At 60.5% G+C, this 16104-nt stretch carries 16 protein-coding genes and 1 tRNA gene; 11 read left to right on the forward strand and 6 right to left on the reverse strand.

The window, feature by feature from the left end; translation table 11 throughout:
* Window positions 1–369 precede the first annotated feature (369 nt).
* Entirely contained in the window at window positions 370–1104 is a 735-nt protein-coding gene (locus tag SKA53_RS03315; protein ID WP_007204633.1) for a 16S rRNA pseudouridine(516) synthase, read from the forward strand.
* Window positions 1105–1332: 228 nt separating this feature from the next.
* Here the strand turns inward: SKA53_RS03315 and SKA53_RS03320 are convergent.
* A tRNA-Ile gene (locus SKA53_RS03320) sits at window positions 1333–1409 on the reverse strand.
* Window positions 1410–1587: 178 nt separating this feature from the next.
* Between SKA53_RS03320 and purM the strand changes: the two genes are divergently transcribed.
* The 4 genes from purM to SKA53_RS03340 are packed head-to-tail and all read left to right on the forward strand — an operon-like array spanning window position 1588 to window position 4879.
* The gene (gene purM / locus SKA53_RS03325; RefSeq protein WP_007204634.1) at window positions 1588–2628 is read left to right on the forward strand and encodes a phosphoribosylformylglycinamidine cyclo-ligase; all 1041 of its coding nucleotides are present in this window, start codon (window positions 1588–1590) and stop codon (window positions 2626–2628) included.
* A complete protein-coding gene (gene purN / locus SKA53_RS03330) occupies window positions 2625–3221 on the forward strand; it encodes a phosphoribosylglycinamide formyltransferase (RefSeq protein WP_040482776.1) in 597 nt (198 codons plus the stop codon). The genes purM and purN overlap by 4 nt, the downstream gene beginning before the upstream one ends.
* A gap of 57 nt (window positions 3222–3278) precedes the next feature.
* Window positions 3279–4436 (forward strand): ribonuclease D, encoded by a 1158-nt coding sequence (gene rnd, locus SKA53_RS03335; RefSeq protein WP_007204636.1) that lies wholly within the window; start codon window positions 3279–3281, stop codon window positions 4434–4436.
* Between the two features lie 32 nt (window positions 4437–4468).
* Window positions 4469–4879, forward strand: a complete 411-nt coding sequence (locus SKA53_RS03340) for a SufE family protein (RefSeq protein WP_007204637.1) — start codon at window positions 4469–4471, stop codon at window positions 4877–4879.
* Here the strand turns inward: SKA53_RS03340 and SKA53_RS03345 are convergent.
* The 5 genes from SKA53_RS03345 to SKA53_RS03365 form a co-directional block, all read right to left on the reverse strand.
* Entirely contained in the window at window positions 4851–5498 is a 648-nt protein-coding gene (locus SKA53_RS03345; RefSeq protein WP_007204638.1) for a DUF1638 domain-containing protein, read from the reverse strand. The genes SKA53_RS03340 and SKA53_RS03345 overlap by 29 nt on opposite strands.
* Window positions 5488–5667: a hypothetical protein gene (locus SKA53_RS03350; protein ID WP_007204639.1), complete on the reverse strand. Its 180-nt coding sequence runs from the start codon at window positions 5665–5667 to the stop codon at window positions 5488–5490. The genes SKA53_RS03345 and SKA53_RS03350 overlap by 11 nt, the downstream gene beginning before the upstream one ends.
* A gap of 52 nt (window positions 5668–5719) precedes the next feature.
* Window positions 5720–6427, reverse strand: a complete 708-nt coding sequence (locus SKA53_RS03355; RefSeq protein ID WP_007204640.1) for a corrinoid protein — start codon at window positions 6425–6427, stop codon at window positions 5720–5722.
* A gap of 270 nt (window positions 6428–6697) precedes the next feature.
* Complete coding sequence (gene bmt / locus SKA53_RS03360) at window positions 6698–7717, reverse strand: betaine--homocysteine S-methyltransferase (protein WP_007204641.1); 1020 nt, start codon at window positions 7715–7717, stop codon at window positions 6698–6700.
* Window positions 7718–7734: 17 nt separating this feature from the next.
* Window positions 7735–8049, reverse strand: a complete 315-nt coding sequence (locus SKA53_RS03365; RefSeq protein ID WP_007204642.1) for a DUF1476 domain-containing protein — start codon at window positions 8047–8049, stop codon at window positions 7735–7737.
* Window positions 8050–8181: 132 nt separating this feature from the next.
* Here SKA53_RS03365 and purC point away from each other — a divergent pair, with 132 nt between their 5' ends.
* From purC to SKA53_RS03395, 6 genes are all read left to right on the forward strand, one after another.
* On the forward strand, window positions 8182–8943 hold the full coding sequence (gene purC / locus SKA53_RS03370; protein ID WP_007204643.1) for a phosphoribosylaminoimidazolesuccinocarboxamide synthase: 762 nt from the start codon (window positions 8182–8184) through the stop codon (window positions 8941–8943).
* A 40-nt stretch (window positions 8944–8983) separates the two neighbouring features.
* Window positions 8984–9214 carry a phosphoribosylformylglycinamidine synthase subunit PurS gene (purS, locus tag SKA53_RS03375; protein WP_007204644.1) on the forward strand — a complete coding sequence of 77 codons (231 nt, stop codon included), beginning with the start codon at window positions 8984–8986 and terminating at the stop codon, window positions 9212–9214.
* Entirely contained in the window at window positions 9215–9883 is a 669-nt protein-coding gene (gene purQ / locus SKA53_RS03380; protein WP_007204645.1) for a phosphoribosylformylglycinamidine synthase subunit PurQ, read from the forward strand.
* A 45-nt stretch (window positions 9884–9928) separates the two neighbouring features.
* Window positions 9929–11683, forward strand: a complete 1755-nt coding sequence (locus tag SKA53_RS03385) for a sensor histidine kinase (protein WP_007204646.1) — start codon at window positions 9929–9931, stop codon at window positions 11681–11683.
* 9 nt (window positions 11684–11692) lie between these two features.
* Window positions 11693–13024 (forward strand): sigma-54-dependent transcriptional regulator, encoded by a 1332-nt coding sequence (locus tag SKA53_RS03390; protein ID WP_007204647.1) that lies wholly within the window; start codon window positions 11693–11695, stop codon window positions 13022–13024.
* Window positions 13025–13454: 430 nt separating this feature from the next.
* The gene (locus SKA53_RS03395) at window positions 13455–16043 is read left to right on the forward strand and encodes an Rne/Rng family ribonuclease (protein WP_040483098.1); all 2589 of its coding nucleotides are present in this window, start codon (window positions 13455–13457) and stop codon (window positions 16041–16043) included.
* Window positions 16044–16104 lie beyond the last annotated feature (61 nt).

Here is a 16104-nt window from a genome sequence, read left to right on the forward strand (position 1 = left end):
TAGGGCAGGATCAGTTTTTTCTTGATGAAATCCCAGATGATCCGGGTCATTTCATCGCCGTCGAGTTCGACGACAGGGCTTTCTACCTTGATCTTGGTCATGTCTTTGCTCCGCTTTTTTCTGGGATTCTGGCGCTTTCATAGCGCAAAATGACCGTTGCAGAAAGGGCTGTATGCCTTTGTATACCGAAAATATGGCATCCGAGGCGGGGCTTTGCCGATGACGGTGAAATCCGCGCCAGATGCGCCGGCCGCGCGGCCTTGGCGGCTTGTGGCAGCGCGCTGCGGGCGTTAGGTGTCCTGCGCGCCGGTATCTGTGGTCGTGTTACGATCGTCTATGCTTGCGGCGGTTTTTAAGGGTCTGGACATAATGACAAAAACGGCCACGGCACGGATTGACCAATTGCTTGGATCATTGGGCTATGGGTCGCGTGGCGACATCGCGCGTATGGCGAAATCGGGCTGGATCACGCTGGACGATGCACGCATCTGGGATGCCACCACCCGTATCGCCGTTACCCCCGATCTGCCCGCGCGCATGGTTGTCAGCCGCGAACCGTTGGACCCTTTGGCGGGCATGGTCATCTTGTTGCACAAACCGCTGGGCATGACCTGTTCGCATAAAGAAGACGGGCCGCTGGTTTACGACATTCTGCCCGATCGCTGGAAACGCCGGCAACCGGTGATTTCCACCGTGGGACGGCTGGATAAACAGACATCGGGCCTGTTGTTGCTGACTGATGATGGCCCGCTCTTGCACCGGATCATCAGCCCCAAACAGCATATCAAGAAAACCTATCGCGCCACGCTGGCACGGCCGCTGGAGGGCAACGAGGCCGCGATTTTCGCCGCCGGTGATCTGGTGTTGCAGGGCGAGGACAAGCCATTGGCACCTGCCGAGCTGCGGGTGATTTCCCCGACAGAGGCGGTGTTGACCGTGACCGAAGGGCGCTATCATCAGGTGCGCCGGATGTTTGCCGCCACCGGCAATCACGTCACCGCCTTGCACCGCGACGCCTTGGGCGGGCTGGTTCTGCCCGACGACCTGATGCCCGGCCAATGGCGCATCATTGATGGCGCCCAGATTGCCACGATCTTTGCCTAGCACGTGCTGTCAGCGTGAAAAGCCCTGAAAAGCCGGATGCTGAAATCTGCACGGCGCGGCGAGGGGATCGAAAATGCCCCGGCGCCCGGACCCTATGGTGCCAAGTTGTGCAGAGCACGTGCATCGCTATGGGGGTGTAGGGATCACCGCAGCAACTGGCCCTGGCGGAACGGGGGCTGGGTCGGGTCATTTGGGGGTGGCTGCCACGGGGGTCACCCCAAAGCAGATTGGTAGGCCCGGCAGGACTTGAACCCGCAACCAAAGCGTTATGAGCGCTCTGCTCTGACCAATTGAGCTACAGGCCCCCGGTGATCGGGTTAATCGGCGCTGTGCCGATGGTCAAGCGTTTCGCATTCGGCGCGGTCGAAAAGAACTTTTATGCCTCCGGCGGGGATATTTATGCTCGGAAGATGCATGCGAGGGCGTTGCGCGGGGCGCAGGCTTGCGCTAACCGCAGGTCAACCAGACAAAGGGGTACCCCAGATGAGTAAAAACGGCCTGACTTATGCGGATGCGGGGGTCGATATCGACGCGGGCAATTCTTTGGTGGAACGGATCAAGCCGGCGGCCAAGCGCACGGCGCGGTCGGGCGTGATGTCCGGGCTGGGCGGGTTCGGTGCGCTGTTTGATCTGAAAGCGGCGGGGTTTGTCGATCCGGTGCTGGTGGCCGCAACCGATGGTGTCGGCACCAAGCTGCGCATTGCCATTGATACCGGCCATGTGGATACGATCGGGATTGATCTGGTTGCGATGTGCGTCAATGATCTGGTGTGTCAGGGTGCAGAACCTTTGTTCTTTTTGGACTATTTCGCCACCGGCAAGCTGGAACTGGATCAGGCGACGCGGATCATCAACGGGATCGCGGCGGGTTGCGAGGCCTCTGGCTGTGCCTTGATCGGCGGCGAGACGGCGGAAATGCCGGGCATGTATCACAAGGGCGATTTCGATCTGGCCGGTTTTGCCGTGGGCGCGATGGAACGCGGGGCCGATTTGCCGCGCGATGTGGTGGCAGGCGATGTGCTGCTGGGGTTGGCGTCAGATGGCGTGCATTCCAACGGCTATTCGCTGGTGCGCCGCATTGTTGATCTGTCGGGGCTGGGTTGGGCGGATGATGCGCCTTTTGCAGACGGGTCCTTGGGCGAGGTGCTTTTGACCCCCACCCGGCTTTATGTGCAATCCGCGTTGGCCGCCGTGCGGGCAGGGGGCGTGCATGCGCTGGCGCATATCACCGGCGGCGGGCTGACCGAGAACCTGCCGCGCGTTTTGCCCGATGATCTGGGGGCGGATATTGATCTGGGGTCGTGGGCTTTGCCGCCTGTCTTTGGCTGGCTGGTGCAGACCGGCGGGATGGCGCAGGCCGAATTGCTGAAAACCTTCAATGCCGGCATCGGCATGGTACTGGTTGTCGATGCTGGCCGCGCCGAGGCGTTGGCTGCGGTGTTGGCTGCGGCGGGCGAGACGGTGCATCGTATCGGCACTGTCACCGAGGGCGCGGGCATCCGGTACACAGGCGCGCTTGTGTGACCAAACGGGTTGCTATCCTGATTTCTGGCGGCGGGTCCAATATGGTCTCGCTCGTCAATTCCATGACCGCCGATCATGCTGCGCGTCCCGTGCTGGTGTTGGCCAATGATCCGGCGGCAGGCGGGCTTGCCAAGGCGGCAGGGCTTGGCGTGCCGCATGCTGTCGTGGATCACCGCGCCTATGCCAAGGACCGTGCCGCGTTCGAGGCGGCATTGCACGCGGTCTTGCTGGAGGTGCGCCCCGATATCATCTGCCTTGCCGGTTTCATGCGCATTCTGGGGGCGGAGTTTATCCGTCAATGGGAAGGGCGCATCCTGAATATCCATCCGTCACTTTTGCCGAAATATCGCGGCTTGCACACCCATGCCCGCGCGCTGGAAGCAGGCGACACCCATCACGGCTGTAGCGTGCATGAAGTCACCGCTGCACTGGATGACGGGCCGGTGCTGGGGCAGGCGCGGATGCCTGTGTTGCCCGGTGATACGCCCGAGACGCTGGCCGCGCGGCTTTTGCCGCTGGAACATGCGCTTTATCCTGCTGTTCTGCGCCGGTTTGCGGCAGGTGATCTCCGTCCGGTCATGCTGGGTGGCTGATCTTTTCATTGCCGATCCGATGCCCTATCAAGGGTGCAACAAACCGACGGACATTGCATGAAGATTATTTCCACGACCGCCGACCTTGCCGCATTTTGCACCCAAGCCGCCAAGCGCGCCTATGTCACCGTCGACACCGAATTTTTGCGCGAACGAACCTATTATTCCAAGCTTTGCCTTGTGCAGATGGCCTATCGCGATGCGGCAGGCGAAGATGCTGTGCTGGTTGATCCGCTGGCAGAGGGCATATCGCTTGACCCGCTTTATGACCTGTTCCGCGATCCCGGTGTCGTCAAGGTGTTCCATGCCGCCCGTCAGGATCTGGAGATTTTCCACGTCGATGCCGGTGTGATCCCCGCGCCCTTGTTCGACACGCAGGTTGCGGCGATGGTTTGCGGGTTCGGTGAACAGGCCGGGTATGAGACATTGGTGCGCAAGATCGCCAAGGCCGAGGTGGACAAATCGTCCCGCTTTACCGACTGGTCGCGCCGCCCGCTGACCGATGCGCAGGCCGAATATGCGCTGGCCGATGTCACGCATCTGCGCGATGTTTACGAATATCTTGCCAACCGGCTGGCCAAATCGGGCCGCACGAAATGGGTGGCCGAGGAAATGGCGGTGCTGAACGATCCCGCCACCTATCAATCCAACCCTGACGAGGCGTGGATGCGGGTCAAGACGCGCACCACTTCAGGCCGGTTTCTGGCCATCGTGCGCGAATTGGCGCGGTTTCGTGAAACCTATGCGCAGACCCGCGACATCCCGCGCAGCCGTGTGTATAAAGATGATGCTCTGGTTGAACTTGCCTCGACCAAGCCATTGAATGAAAACGATTTGAACCGGTCACGCCTGTTGTTGCGCGAGGCCCGCAAAGGCGAGATTGCCGATGGTATCCTGGCCAGTATCAAGGCCGGGCTGGCTGCCAAACCTGGCGATTTGCCCGAACCGGACCTGAGCCGTGCCAAGTTGCAGGTCAATCCGGCGCTGGCCGATATGCTGCGCGTGCTGCTGAAAGCGGTGACCGATGATGCGGGCGTTGCGCCCAAGCTGATCGCGTCGTCTGCCGATCTGGATGCCATGGCTGCGGGGATGCGTGATGTGTCGGCCCTGAACGGCTGGCGGCGCGAAGTGTTCGGCGACGTGGCCTTGCAGCTGTGCGAAGGCAAGGTCGGGCTGGCGGTCAAAGGCCAAAAGGTGGTCACCGTCCCGCTTTAGGCTAGATCAGGCGAGACTGAAGGAACCCAGATATGACCAATGCCGCCTTTGAAGAGCTTGTCGCGACATTTGAATTCCTTGACGATTGGGAAGACCGCTATCGCCATGTTATCGACATGGGCCGCGCGATGGACCCGTTGGAGGATGCCTTGCGCGTGCCTGCGACCAAGGTAGACGGCTGCGCCAGTCAGGTCTGGCTGGTCCCCCAGATCAAGGATGATGTGTTCACTTTCCGTGGTGAAAGCGATGCGATGATCGTGCGCGGGCTGATCGCGGTGTTGCGCACGCTTTATGACGACCAGCCTGTGTCCGAGGTGGTCAAGATCGACGCATCTGCTGCATTGGGCCGGTTGGGGTTGAACGATCATCTGTCGGCGCAACGGTCCAACGGTTTGCGCGCCATGGTGGACAGGATCAGGCAGACGGCGGCGGCGGCGCTGTAACGCTGGCCAATGTCGTGGCCAGATCGCCGTAGCCGGTAAAACGCCTCTCGAACGCCAGACCCAGCCGCGCGGCGCAATCCTGCGCCTTTTCGGTCAGGGCGGCATCATCGGTTTGCGCCTGATAGACCAGTTTTTCGTAATTTCCGAAATACATGTCGCGCAGGGCAGGGTGCTTGTGCAGGCCCAAAGGTTCCCAGACGAAGGCATCGAATTGCCGGACCAGAAAATCGGTCAGGTAAAAGGCGGTCATCTCGTCGCGGGCGGCAAAGGCATCGACACCTTCAAAGAACGCATAGCAATGCGGCCCCGCAACCATCCGCAGGCCCATGTCGTCGCAGGCGGCCTGCAACAGCCCGCCGGTGCCGCAATCGGCATAGACCACAAAGATATCGTGATAATCCGCGCCATGTTTCGCCACAGCCGCGCGCAGGGCGGGGATGATCCTGTCGGGGTGGTTGTGCAGGATCGCGGGCAGGCAATGCAGGTCCATATGCGCCCAGCTGTTGGCAGCTTTCAGCGCAAGGATTTCACGCGCCAGCGCACCGCAGGCGATCAGCAGGATCTGGCCCTGTCCGGCGGGCGGCAGCCCGTCATGGCTTAGCTCTGCGTCACTGATCACGGTGGCGGCGCAACAGCACGCTGGCCAGCAGCACGGCAATGCTGATGACGGCAAGGCCCAGCATCGGCGCAAGGCCAGCCGCCCCCGCAACCCAAGCCCCCAATGCGATGGTCACACCAGAGGCCGCGATCACGGCGGCAAGGATAATGGCAAGTTTTTCAAGCGGCATAATGGTTCTCCTATAGATCATAGGTAAGACCGGGTGCCGCCCGAATAAAGGGTCACGCGTGAACGGCACCCTGATTGTGCTTGCGCGCGACCAGCGTTTTGGCGGTTTCCACCGCCACGGCTGCATCGCGGCAATAGGCGTCGGCGCCGATGGCGCGGCCGAATTCCTCGTTCAGGGGGGCACCGCCGACCAGCACGATGTAATCGTCGCGCACACCCTTTTCGACCAGCGTGTCGATCACGACCTTCATATAGGGCATGGTCGTGGTCAGCAGGGCGGACATGCCCAGAATATCAGGCTGTTCGGATTCGAGCGCACCCATATAGGATTCGACCGAATTGTTGATGCCAAGGTCGATCACCTCGAAACCGGCCCCTTCCATCATCATCCCGACAAGGTTCTTGCCGATGTCATGGATGTCGCCCTTGACGGTGCCGATCACCATCTTGCCGACGCGCGGTGCGCCTGTCGCGATCAGCAGGGGCTTGAGGATGAACATGCCGCCTTTCATCGCATTGGCAGCCAGCAGCACCTCTGGCACAAACAAGATACCGTCGCGGAAATCATGGCCCACGATGGTCATGCCACCAACCAGCGCCTCTGTCAGCACGCGGTAAGGGGTCCAGCCACGGGCGATGAGGATGTTCACGCCTTCCTCGATCTCTTCTTTCATACCGTCGTACAGATCGTCGTACATCTGCGCGACAAGATCTTCGTCGCTCAGTTCGGACAGGATGATTTCGTCGTCTTGGTCGGACATGGGAACCCTCATGAAAGTCGTTGTCACTGTAGTGCGCCGAATTGCGCGCCGCCACCCGATGAATTGCGACATTCACCGTCGCGGGACCGACGCGGGCGTGTTGGTATTCTGCTTTTGTTAGCGCAAGCGCCATGACCAATGATCTGACGCCCTGTTCGCACGGCCCTGGGGCGGCGCGCTTTGCAATCCGGCGGTGATTGGATACCTTTTATGCCTTTGGCAATGGTCGCGGTGAATTGTGCAACAATTCACCGCGCCCGCAAGATGGGCCTAGTCGCGTTTGGCGCGGCGGCCACGGCGGGGGGCGGCCTCAGGCCCTGCGCCATCGGTGCCGTCAGAGGCAGAGGAGAAGCCGCCCAATGCCGCGGTGATTGCGTCCAATGTTGGCGCTGTGCCTTTTGGGCGGGTCTCCAAGGCGTGACGCATGGCGCGCAGATGATCTGGCGTCGTGCCGCAGCAGCCGCCGATGATCGTGGCCCCGCTGTCGCGCGCCAGCACCGCGTAATCGGCCATCAATTCGGGTGTACCGTCGTAATGGATATGGCCGTCGTGGTATTTGGGAATGCCCGCATTGCCCTTAGCGATCAGCGGCAGGGTCGGGCCAGCGGCGGCAAAGCCCAGCACCGTGCGCAAAAGATCCGACGCGCCAGTGCCGCAATTGGCACCAAAGGCCAGCGGTTGATGCGCAAGTTTGCCGACCTTTTTGACCATGTCGGCGGATGTCAGGCCCATCATCGTGCGACCTGCAGTGTCAAAGCTCATCGTGCCGCACCAGGGCATGCCTGCCAGCGCAAAGGCTTCGGCCGCGGCGGCGAATTCTTCGGCGGCAGAGATGGTTTCGACCCAGAGCACATCCGCGCCGCCTGCCTTCAACCCTTCGGCCTGTTCGTGGAACATTTCCACCGCGCGTTCGTGGGTCAAGGTGCCCATCGGGGACATGATTTCGCCGGTCGGGCCGACCGATCCTGCAACCACGATGGTGCGCCCCGACGCATCGGCAATGTCGCGGCCAAGGGCGGCTGCGACCTTGTTAAGCTCATGCACCTGACCTTCGGCGCCATGCAATTTCATCCGAGAGGCATTGCCACCGAAAGAATTGGTCAGGAAAATATCACTGCCCGCATCGGCTGCGCCTTTATAAAGCGCGCGGATTTTTGCGGGTTCGTCGATGTTCCACATCTCGGGCGCGTCGCCCGACATCAGGCCCATGTTGAACAGGTTGGTGCCGGTTGCGCCATCGGCCATCAGCCAGTCGCGGGTTTCAAGAAGCTTGGACAAGGCATTGGTCATGGCAGGGTCTTTTCGGGTCAAAGTTCGGTCATCAGCTGCGCCTTGGCCTCGGCCATCAGCGCGGCCATTTTGGCGCGGATCGTTGCGGCATCGGCAAGATCGCCCAGATCGCCCGACAATTTGCGAAACACGTCTTCTTCGCCGGTTTCTTCAAGATCGGATTTGACGACGTCGATGGCATAGGCAGCCGCATCCTCGCCGGTCTTGCCCAGCAACGCGGCGGCCCAAAGACCCAAGAGCTTGTTGCGCCGTGCCTCGGCCTTGAACTGCATTTGCGCGTCATGGGCGAATTTGGCCTCGAAGGCCTGCTGGCGATCGTCGAAGGTGGACATGGGGCAAACCTCGTTTTGCTGGAACGGTTGGATCAGATATGGCTGCACAGGTGCTTGCCCGCAAGGGGTGCTTGCACTAAGAGGCGATCATGTCAGCGCCTTGCACGGGCGCGAAAGGGGTAAGGGGTCAGCATGGCGCGCCGCAAGAAAATATACGAAGGCAAAGCAAAGATCCTTTATGAAGGCCCCGAACCGGGAACGTTGGTGCAATATTTCAAGGATGATGCCACCGCATTCAATGCTGAAAAGCGCGCGGTAATCGAAGGCAAGGGTGTGCTGAACAACCGCCTGAGCGAATTTTTCATGACAGGTCTTGGCCAGATCGGGATTCCCACGCATTTCATCCGCCGCCTGAACATGCGCGAACAGCTGATCCGGCAGGTCGAGATTATCCCGCTGGAAATCATCGTGCGCAATGTCGCTGCAGGGTCGATGGCCAAGCGCTTGGGAATCGAAGAAGGCACCCAGCTGCCGCGACCGATTGTCGAGTTTTCCTATAAGGATGACGCGCTGGGTGATCCTTTGGTTCCTGAGGAATATATCATCGCCTTTGGTTGGGCCAGCCAGCAGGACATGGATGATATCGTCAGCCTTGCGTTGCGGGTGAACGACTGGATGTCGGGTGTGATGTATGGCGTCGGGATCAAGCTGGTGGATTTCAAGATCGAGGTTGGCCGCGTCTGGGATAATGAATTTCCCCGTCTGTTGCTGGCTGACGAGATCAGCCCTGACAGCTGCCGGTTGTGGGATATCGAAACCGGCCAGAAGCTGGACAAGGATGTGTTCCGCCGCGATCTGGGCAATCTGACCGATGCCTATACCGAGGTTGCAAAGCGCCTTGGCGTGATGCCGTCCAATGTCACGCATCGGCCCAAGCCGACCCTGATCAACTGACGTTGATTTTTGAGTATTTGAAACAAAGCGAGGCAAGGCCATGAAGGCGCGTGTTTATGTGATGTTAAAGACCGGCGTTCTGGACCCGCAGGGCGAGGCGGTGCGCCATGCGCTCGGCAGTCTTGGCTTTGACGGGGTGCAGGGGGTGCGGCAGGGCAAGCTGATCGAGCTTGATCTGGCCGATGGCACGGATGAGGCTGTGATTGCGCAGATGTGTGACAAGCTGTTGGCCAATACCGTGATCGAAAGCTACCGGATCGAGGTGCTGTAAATGCGCGCCGCTGTTGTCGTTTTCCCCGGATCGAATTGTGACCGCGACATGGCTGTCGCCCTGCGTGCGGCTGGTGCTGATGTGACCATGGTCTGGCACAAGGATGCCAGCCTGCCTGATGGTGTTGATCTGGTCGCTATTCCGGGCGGGTTTTCCTTTGGTGATTACCTGCGCTGCGGGGCGATTGCCGCGCAATCGCCGATTTGTCGCGCCGTGGTGGCCCATGCGGGTCGTGGCGGCTATGTGCTTGGGGTGTGCAACGGGTTTCAAGTGTTGGCCGAAACCGGATTGTTGCCGGGGGCATTGATGCGCAATTCAGGCCTGAAGTTCATCTGCAAGACTGTTGATTTGATTGTACAAACCTCTGACACTGCATTCACCGCCGGCTATCAGGCGGGTCAGGCGATCCGGCTGCCGGTGGCGCATCACGATGGCAATTACACTGTTGATCCTGACATGCTGGCGCGGTTGCAGGGCGATGACAGGATCGCGTTTCGCTATGCGCAGCCGTTGAACGGATCGGTTGAGGGTATCGCGGGGCTGGTGTCTGACAACCGCCGTGTGCTGGGGATGATGCCGCATCCTGAACGTGCGGTGGATGTGGGGCATGGCGGCACAGACGGGCAGGCGCTTTTCCGCGAACTGGTTGCGCAGGTCGTCGCGGCCTGAGCTTTGAGAGTTGCCGCGCCGCAGCGCGCGGCGTAAACTCTGGCGATGAATGACACCGTGCCACAAGGGTCGAAACGGGCTGCGCGCCGCTGGTATCGGCGGATCGCATTGGGCCTGTTCACGCTGTTCGCGGCCAGCGTCATGTATGTCACCAATGAATTGACGACCCAGCGTTATACCGAGACGATCAGCAACCGGTCGGAATTGCGCCTTGCGCTTTACAGCGCAAATCTGATGAGCGAGCTGCAGCGCAATTCGGTCGTGCCGCAGCTTTTGGCGCGTGATCCCGAACTGATCAGCGCGCTGAACAGCCAGGATTATTCACGCTCGACCGCGCGGTTGATGTCCTTTGTTGATGAAATCGGGGCGGCGGCGCTGACCTTGCTGGACAGCGAGGGGCGCGCGGTGGCGGCAACGAACCGCAACGAGCTGGGCGTCAATCACAGCGACAGGCCGTATTTCGTCGATGCCTTGCGCAGTAACCGGACGGTCTATTCGACCTTTCGGATGGATACCGGCGCTTATGCGTTCATCTTTTCGCGCAAGATCGAATCCAACGGGCAGGTGTTGGGCACGATCATGGTCGAGGTTGATGTTGGCCGCATGGAACGTGGCTGGGCCGGTGTGACGGATGCGGTGTTCGTCACCGATGCCCAAGGCAAGATCATCATGTCCACCGAACCTTTGTGGCGCGGTTTGCAGGAACGCGATGCGCTGGCGCGCCAACCGGCATCATCGGCGATCGAGCGCGCGTTGCGTGCCACGCAAAGCTGGGCCATGGCCCCCGCCGAGGCCTATTTGCGCGGCGAGGCGGTGCTGCGCCGCGAAGCCCGTGTGCCGCATCAAGGTTGGCAGATTGTCAATTTCACCACCTACGATTCGGTGCGTGAAAAGGTGAATGGCATCCTTGCGCTGCAGGTGATGGGCTTTGCGATCATTCTGGCGGTCAGTTTCTGGGTCATGTCGCGCCAGACCGCATCGCGGCTGGTGCTGTTCCAGCGGGAATCGGCGGAACTGCGCGCATTGAACCGCCGTTTACAGCGGGAAATCGCCGAACGCGAAAGGGTAGAGAAAACGCTGCAAGTGGCCGAACAGACCATCGCGCAATCATCGAAACTGGCGGCTTTGGGCGAGATGTCGGCGGCGGTCAGCCATGAATTGAACCAGCCACTGGCGGCGATGAAAACCTATCTGGCGGGCGCGCGGCTGTTGCTGCAACGTCAAAGACCGGACGAAGCGCTGTCGTCGTTCCAGCGGATCGACGATCTGCTGGAACGGATGGGCGCGATTACGCGGCAGTTGAAATCCTATGCACGCAAGGGGTCTGACGCGTTCGAGCCGGTGGATACACGCGCTGCCGTTTCAACGGCGCTGGCGATGATGGAGCCGCAGTTGAAAACGCGCTCGGTCAATATCGTCCGCACCCTGCCCACCGAACCTGTGATGATCATGGGCGACAGGCTGCGGCTGGAACAGGTGATCATCAACCTGTTGCGCAATGCGCTGGATGCGACCAAGACATCCGACAACCCCACAATCGAGATCCTTTTGGCGGTCGGCGATACCGTCAGCCTGCAAATCCGCGACAACGGCGAAGGGATCGAAAACCTCGATGAATTGTTTGAACCGTTCTATACCACCAAACAGCCCGGCGACGGGGTGGGCTTGGGGCTTGCCATCTCTTCGGGGATCGTCAACGACCTTGGTGGCCGCTTGACCGCGCGCAATGCAGCGGATGGCGGGGCGATATTTGAAGTCCAGCTGCCGGCCTATATGCTGGGCCAGGCTGCGGCAGAATAGGAAGACAAGATGAGCAAAGCCATGAAGATCGCAATCGTCGACGACGAAAAGGACATGCGCCAGTCGATCAGCCAATGGCTGGCCCTATCGGGCTTTGACACCGAAACCTTTGCCAGCGCCGAAGACGCGCTCAAGGGCCTTGGCAGCGATTACCCCGGTATCGTGGTCAGCGACATCAAGATGCCCGGCATGGACGGGATGCAGTTTCTCAGAAAGCTCAAAGGCGTGGACAGCACCTTGCCGGTGATCATGATCACCGGTCACGGCGATGTGCCGATGGCGGTCGAGGCGATGCGGATCGGGGCCTTCGATTTTCTGGAAAAGCCGTTCAACCCCGACCGGATGACCGAACTGGCCAAAAAGGCCGCCAACGCCCGCCGCCTGACGCTGGACAACCGCGCGCTGCGGCGTGAATTGTCCGACGGCAGCTTGCTGATGAAAAAACTGATCGGCCAGTCGCCCAGCATGGAACGGCTGAAAGAGGATATTCTTGATCTGGGGCAGGCGGACGGCCATGTGCTGATCGAAGGTGAAACCGGCACTGGCAAGACGCTGATTGCCCATGCGCTGCATGCGGTCGGTGCGCGCGCCAACCGTAAATTCGTGCTGCTCAGCTGTTCGGCCTATGATGAGGACACGCTGACGCGGATCATCTTTGGGCCTGGGCATGACGACGAACCGATCCCCGCGATTGAAGAAGCGCGTGGCGGTACGCTGGTGCTGGAAGATATCGAAACTCTCAGCCATGCCTTGCAGTCGCGGCTTTTGACCGCGATCAATGATCAGGGCACGCCTGCAGAAACCCGCATCGTGGCGATCTGCAATCTGCAAGAACAGGACAAGACCTGCGAAAGCGTGCTGCGCCCTGATCTGTTCTATCGGCTGGCCGCGCTACGGATCACCGTGCCGCCGCTGCGCCAGCGTGGCGAGGATATTTTGACCCTGTTCACCCGTCTGGGGGAACAATTCGCCGATGAATATGGCTGTGACGCACCGCAAGTCAGCGCGCAGGAAGCCGCGCAATTGTTGCAGGCCCCATGGCCGGGCAATGTGCGCCAACTGATCAACGTGGCCGAACGTGCCGTGTTGCAAAACCGGCGCGGCAGCGGCTCTATCGCGTCGCTTTTGATGACCGAGACTGAAGATTCCCAATCCGCCATGACGACCGAAGGCAAACCGCTGAAAGAATTTGTCGAAGCCTTCGAACGGATGCTGATCGACAACACGATGCGCCGGCATCGCGGGTCTATCGTTGCGGTGATGGATGAATTGTGTCTGCCACGCCGGACCTTGAACGAAAAGATGGCCAAATACAGCCTGCAACGGTCGGACTATCTCTAGCCCCGCAAGCTGCCTCTCGCCCCGCTAACCGCCATTTGAGCCCCCGTGCAGCAAGCCACTTGTGCAGGGGGGCAAATCTCCATTATGTATTCATTACGGGTGCTCGTGCTTTGGTTGCGCGGTGATGCCCGATCGAGATTCTCTGCCCAAAGCTGGTTTCATCCTCTTTGTGGCGGCTGATTTGATCCCTTGGGGTCAGAAAAACGCCCTGCGCCGCGCGCCCAAAAGCGCCGACCGGGCCTTGAACGGGCCTCGGACCATTTCCGGGGTCGGAGAAGAACCGCGATGCAACGCGCGCAACATACAGGCAAGACCATGACGGCCCCGAGGGGCCCGGCATCTGCCCGCGCGACGCACGCCACAATCAGACACATCACGCGGACGGCCGCACCCCCTGGGGGGCCTGCCGCGCCATGTGCGAATGGACAAAATGCCAAAGAAAATGCTAATCGATGCCACCCATGCGGAGGAAACCCGCGTGGTGGTGGTGGACGGCAACAAGGTCGAAGAATTTGATTTTGAAAGCCAATTCAAACGCCAGCTGGCGGGTAACATCTACCTTGCAAAGGTAACACGCGTCGAACCATCGCTGCAGGCCGCTTTCGTCGATTACGGCGGAAACCGGCATGGCTTTCTTGCGTTCGCGGAAATCCATCCCGATTACTATCAGATCCCGGTCGCCGACCGCGAGGCGCTGATGGCCGAAGAACGCGCCTATGCCGAAAGCCTCAAGGCCGAGGAAGACGAAGAAGACGCGCCCAAACAACCCCGCCGTCGCACGCGCAGCAAATCGCGCGCGGCCCCGGTCGAGGGCAGCGATGCTGTTGTGACCTCTGGCGATGATCCGGTCGGTCTGGAAACGATTGACCTGGACGACGATCTTGAAGGCAGCTCGCCGATGGAACTGGTCGGCGAAACGCCGGTCGAAACCCCTGCTGCCGACGAAGATATCGACGATGCGACGGCTGATGATGCCATCGAAAGCGTCGCTGAAACCGACGATATTGACGACATGCGCCCGGTGCGCAAACCGCGCCCGCGCCGCTACAAGATCCAAGAGGTCATCAAGGTCCGTCAGATCCTGCTGATCCAGGTCGTCAAAGAAGAACGCGGCAACAAGGGTGCGGCGCTGACCACCTATCTGTCGCTGGCGGGTCGTTATTGCGTGCTGATGCCCAATACCGCACGCGGTGGCGGGATCAGCCGCAAGATCACCAATGCGGTGGACCGCAAGAAACTCAAGGAAATCGCCAGCGAAATGACCGTGCCTGATGGCGCGGGTCTGATTATCCGCACCGCCGGGTCACAGCGGACCAAGGCGGAAATCAAGCGCGATTACGAATATCTGCAACGGATGTGGGAACAGATCCGCGAACTGACGCTGAAATCCATCGCGCCTGCGCGAATCTACGAAGAAGGCGATCTGATCAAACGCTCGATCCGCGATCTGTATTCCAAAGATATCGACGAGGTCATCGTCGCGGGCGAGGCGGGCTATCGCTCGGCCAAGGATTTCATGCGGATGATCATGCCGTCGCATGCAAAAAACGTGAAATTCTACGCCGAACCAATGCCGATCTATGCGCGCTATCAGGTCGAAACCTATCTTGCGGGCATGTTCAATCCCACGGTGCAATTACCCTCTGGCGGCTATATCGTGATCGGGATCACCGAGGCGCTGGTCGCCATCGACGTGAACTCTGGCCGCGCGACCAAGGAAGGCTCGATCGAACAGACCGCGCTGAAAACCAACCTTGAAGCCGCCGACGAGGTGGCGCGCCAACTGCGCTTGCGTGACCTTGCCGGTCTGATCGTGATCGATTTCATCGACATGGACGAACGCAAGAACAATGCTGCCGTCGAAAAACGGTTCAAGGACAAGCTGAAAACAGACCGCGCGCGCATTCAGGTCGGCCGGATTTCCGGTTTTGGCCTGATGGAAATGTCGCGCCAGCGCCTGCGCCCCGGCATGCTCGAGGCGACGACGCAAATGTGCAGCCATTGCCATGGCACCGGCCTGTTGCGCTCTGATGACAACGTGGCCCTGTCGATCCTGCGCCAATTGGAAGAAGAGGGCGTGCGCGCGCGCAGCAAAGAAGTGCTGGTTCGTGCTCCCATCGCGATTGCCAATTTCCTGATGAACGGCAAACGCGAAAACATCGCCGAGATCGAGGCCTGTTACGGCATGTCTGTTAGGGTCGAATGTGACCCTGTGCTGATCTCGCCCGATTTCGTGGTGGAAAAGTTCAAGACCGCAACCCGCATTGTCCCCGAAGCAGCACCGATCGTGGCCAGCGCGCTGTTGATGGACGATGACGAAGACGACGATCTGATCATCGAAACCCCCGATGAAGACGAAGAAGACGCAGTCGCACCTACGCCCAAAGCCGCAGCCGCCGTGCTCGACGCCCCCGAGGCCGACGGCGAAGACCGGCCCAAGCGCAAGCGGCGGCGGCGGCGGCGGCGGCGGACCGGCGCGGGCGATGCCCCGCAGGCCGAGGGTGCAGAGCCGTCAGATGCCGAGGACGAGGCTTTGCCCCTGTCCGAACCCGCCACTGCTTCTGCCACCGAGGACAAGCCCAAGCGTCGCCGCACAAGGACCCGCAAATCCGCCGATGCCGCCCCGCAAGAGGTGGTAGAAACTGTTGCCGAAGCTGTCATGGACACGCCCGTCGCAGCCCAAGCGGCACAGGAGCCTGCACAAGACGCGACACCGGCAAAAAGGATCCGCAGTCGCCGTAAACCTGCTGTCGCGCAGGATGCGGCCCCAGAGCCTGTGGCCACGGCCGAAATCGCCGTGACCGAAGATGTGCCGGCCCCTGCCAAGCGCCGCAGCCGTGCAAAGCCGAAACCGACCGAGCCCGCGCCTGCCGCGGTGCCAGACCCTGTCGCCGAGGCCCCCACCGATAGCGCGCCCGCAGCAGAACCGGCCCCCACACCGCAGCCCCTGCCTGACTCTGCGCCGGAACCCGCTGCTGATAAACCGCGCCGCAAAGGCTGGTGGTCACTCGGAAAATAACAGGCCACAAGACAACAAACAAAACGCCGCCCTGTCACGGGGCGGCGTTTTTCTTTGCCGA

Origin of the sequence: Yoonia vestfoldensis SKA53, assembly GCF_000152785.1 — a bacterium.
In the GTDB taxonomy this organism is placed as follows: domain Bacteria; phylum Pseudomonadota; class Alphaproteobacteria; order Rhodobacterales; family Rhodobacteraceae; genus Yoonia; species Yoonia vestfoldensis_A.

What these genes read in the sequence shown, in the direction of transcription:
- SKA53_RS03315 (WP_007204633.1), top strand. Translation starts at nt 370, where the DNA reads ATGACAAAAACGGCCACGGCACGGATTGACCAATTGCTTGGATCATTG.
- purM (WP_007204634.1), top strand. Translation starts at nt 1,588, where the DNA reads ATGAGTAAAAACGGCCTGACTTATGCGGATGCGGGGGTCGATATCGAC.
- rnd (WP_007204636.1), top strand. Translation starts at nt 3,279, where the DNA reads ATGAAGATTATTTCCACGACCGCCGACCTTGCCGCATTTTGCACCCAA.
- SKA53_RS03340 (WP_007204637.1), top strand. Translation starts at nt 4,469, where the DNA reads ATGACCAATGCCGCCTTTGAAGAGCTTGTCGCGACATTTGAATTCCTT.
- SKA53_RS03350 (WP_007204639.1), bottom strand. Translation starts at nt 5,667, where the DNA reads ATGCCGCTTGAAAAACTTGCCATTATCCTTGCCGCCGTGATCGCGGCC.
- SKA53_RS03355 (WP_007204640.1), bottom strand. Translation starts at nt 6,427, where the DNA reads ATGTCCGACCAAGACGACGAAATCATCCTGTCCGAACTGAGCGACGAA.
- bmt (WP_007204641.1), bottom strand. Translation starts at nt 7,717, where the DNA reads ATGACCAATGCCTTGTCCAAGCTTCTTGAAACCCGCGACTGGCTGATG.
- SKA53_RS03365 (WP_007204642.1), bottom strand. Translation starts at nt 8,049, where the DNA reads ATGTCCACCTTCGACGATCGCCAGCAGGCCTTCGAGGCCAAATTCGCC.
- purC (WP_007204643.1), top strand. Translation starts at nt 8,182, where the DNA reads ATGGCGCGCCGCAAGAAAATATACGAAGGCAAAGCAAAGATCCTTTAT.
- purS (WP_007204644.1), top strand. Translation starts at nt 8,984, where the DNA reads ATGAAGGCGCGTGTTTATGTGATGTTAAAGACCGGCGTTCTGGACCCG.
- purQ (WP_007204645.1), top strand. Translation starts at nt 9,215, where the DNA reads ATGCGCGCCGCTGTTGTCGTTTTCCCCGGATCGAATTGTGACCGCGAC.
- SKA53_RS03385 (WP_007204646.1), top strand. Translation starts at nt 9,929, where the DNA reads ATGAATGACACCGTGCCACAAGGGTCGAAACGGGCTGCGCGCCGCTGG.
- SKA53_RS03390 (WP_007204647.1), top strand. Translation starts at nt 11,693, where the DNA reads ATGAGCAAAGCCATGAAGATCGCAATCGTCGACGACGAAAAGGACATG.
- SKA53_RS03395 (WP_040483098.1), top strand. Translation starts at nt 13,455, where the DNA reads ATGCCAAAGAAAATGCTAATCGATGCCACCCATGCGGAGGAAACCCGC.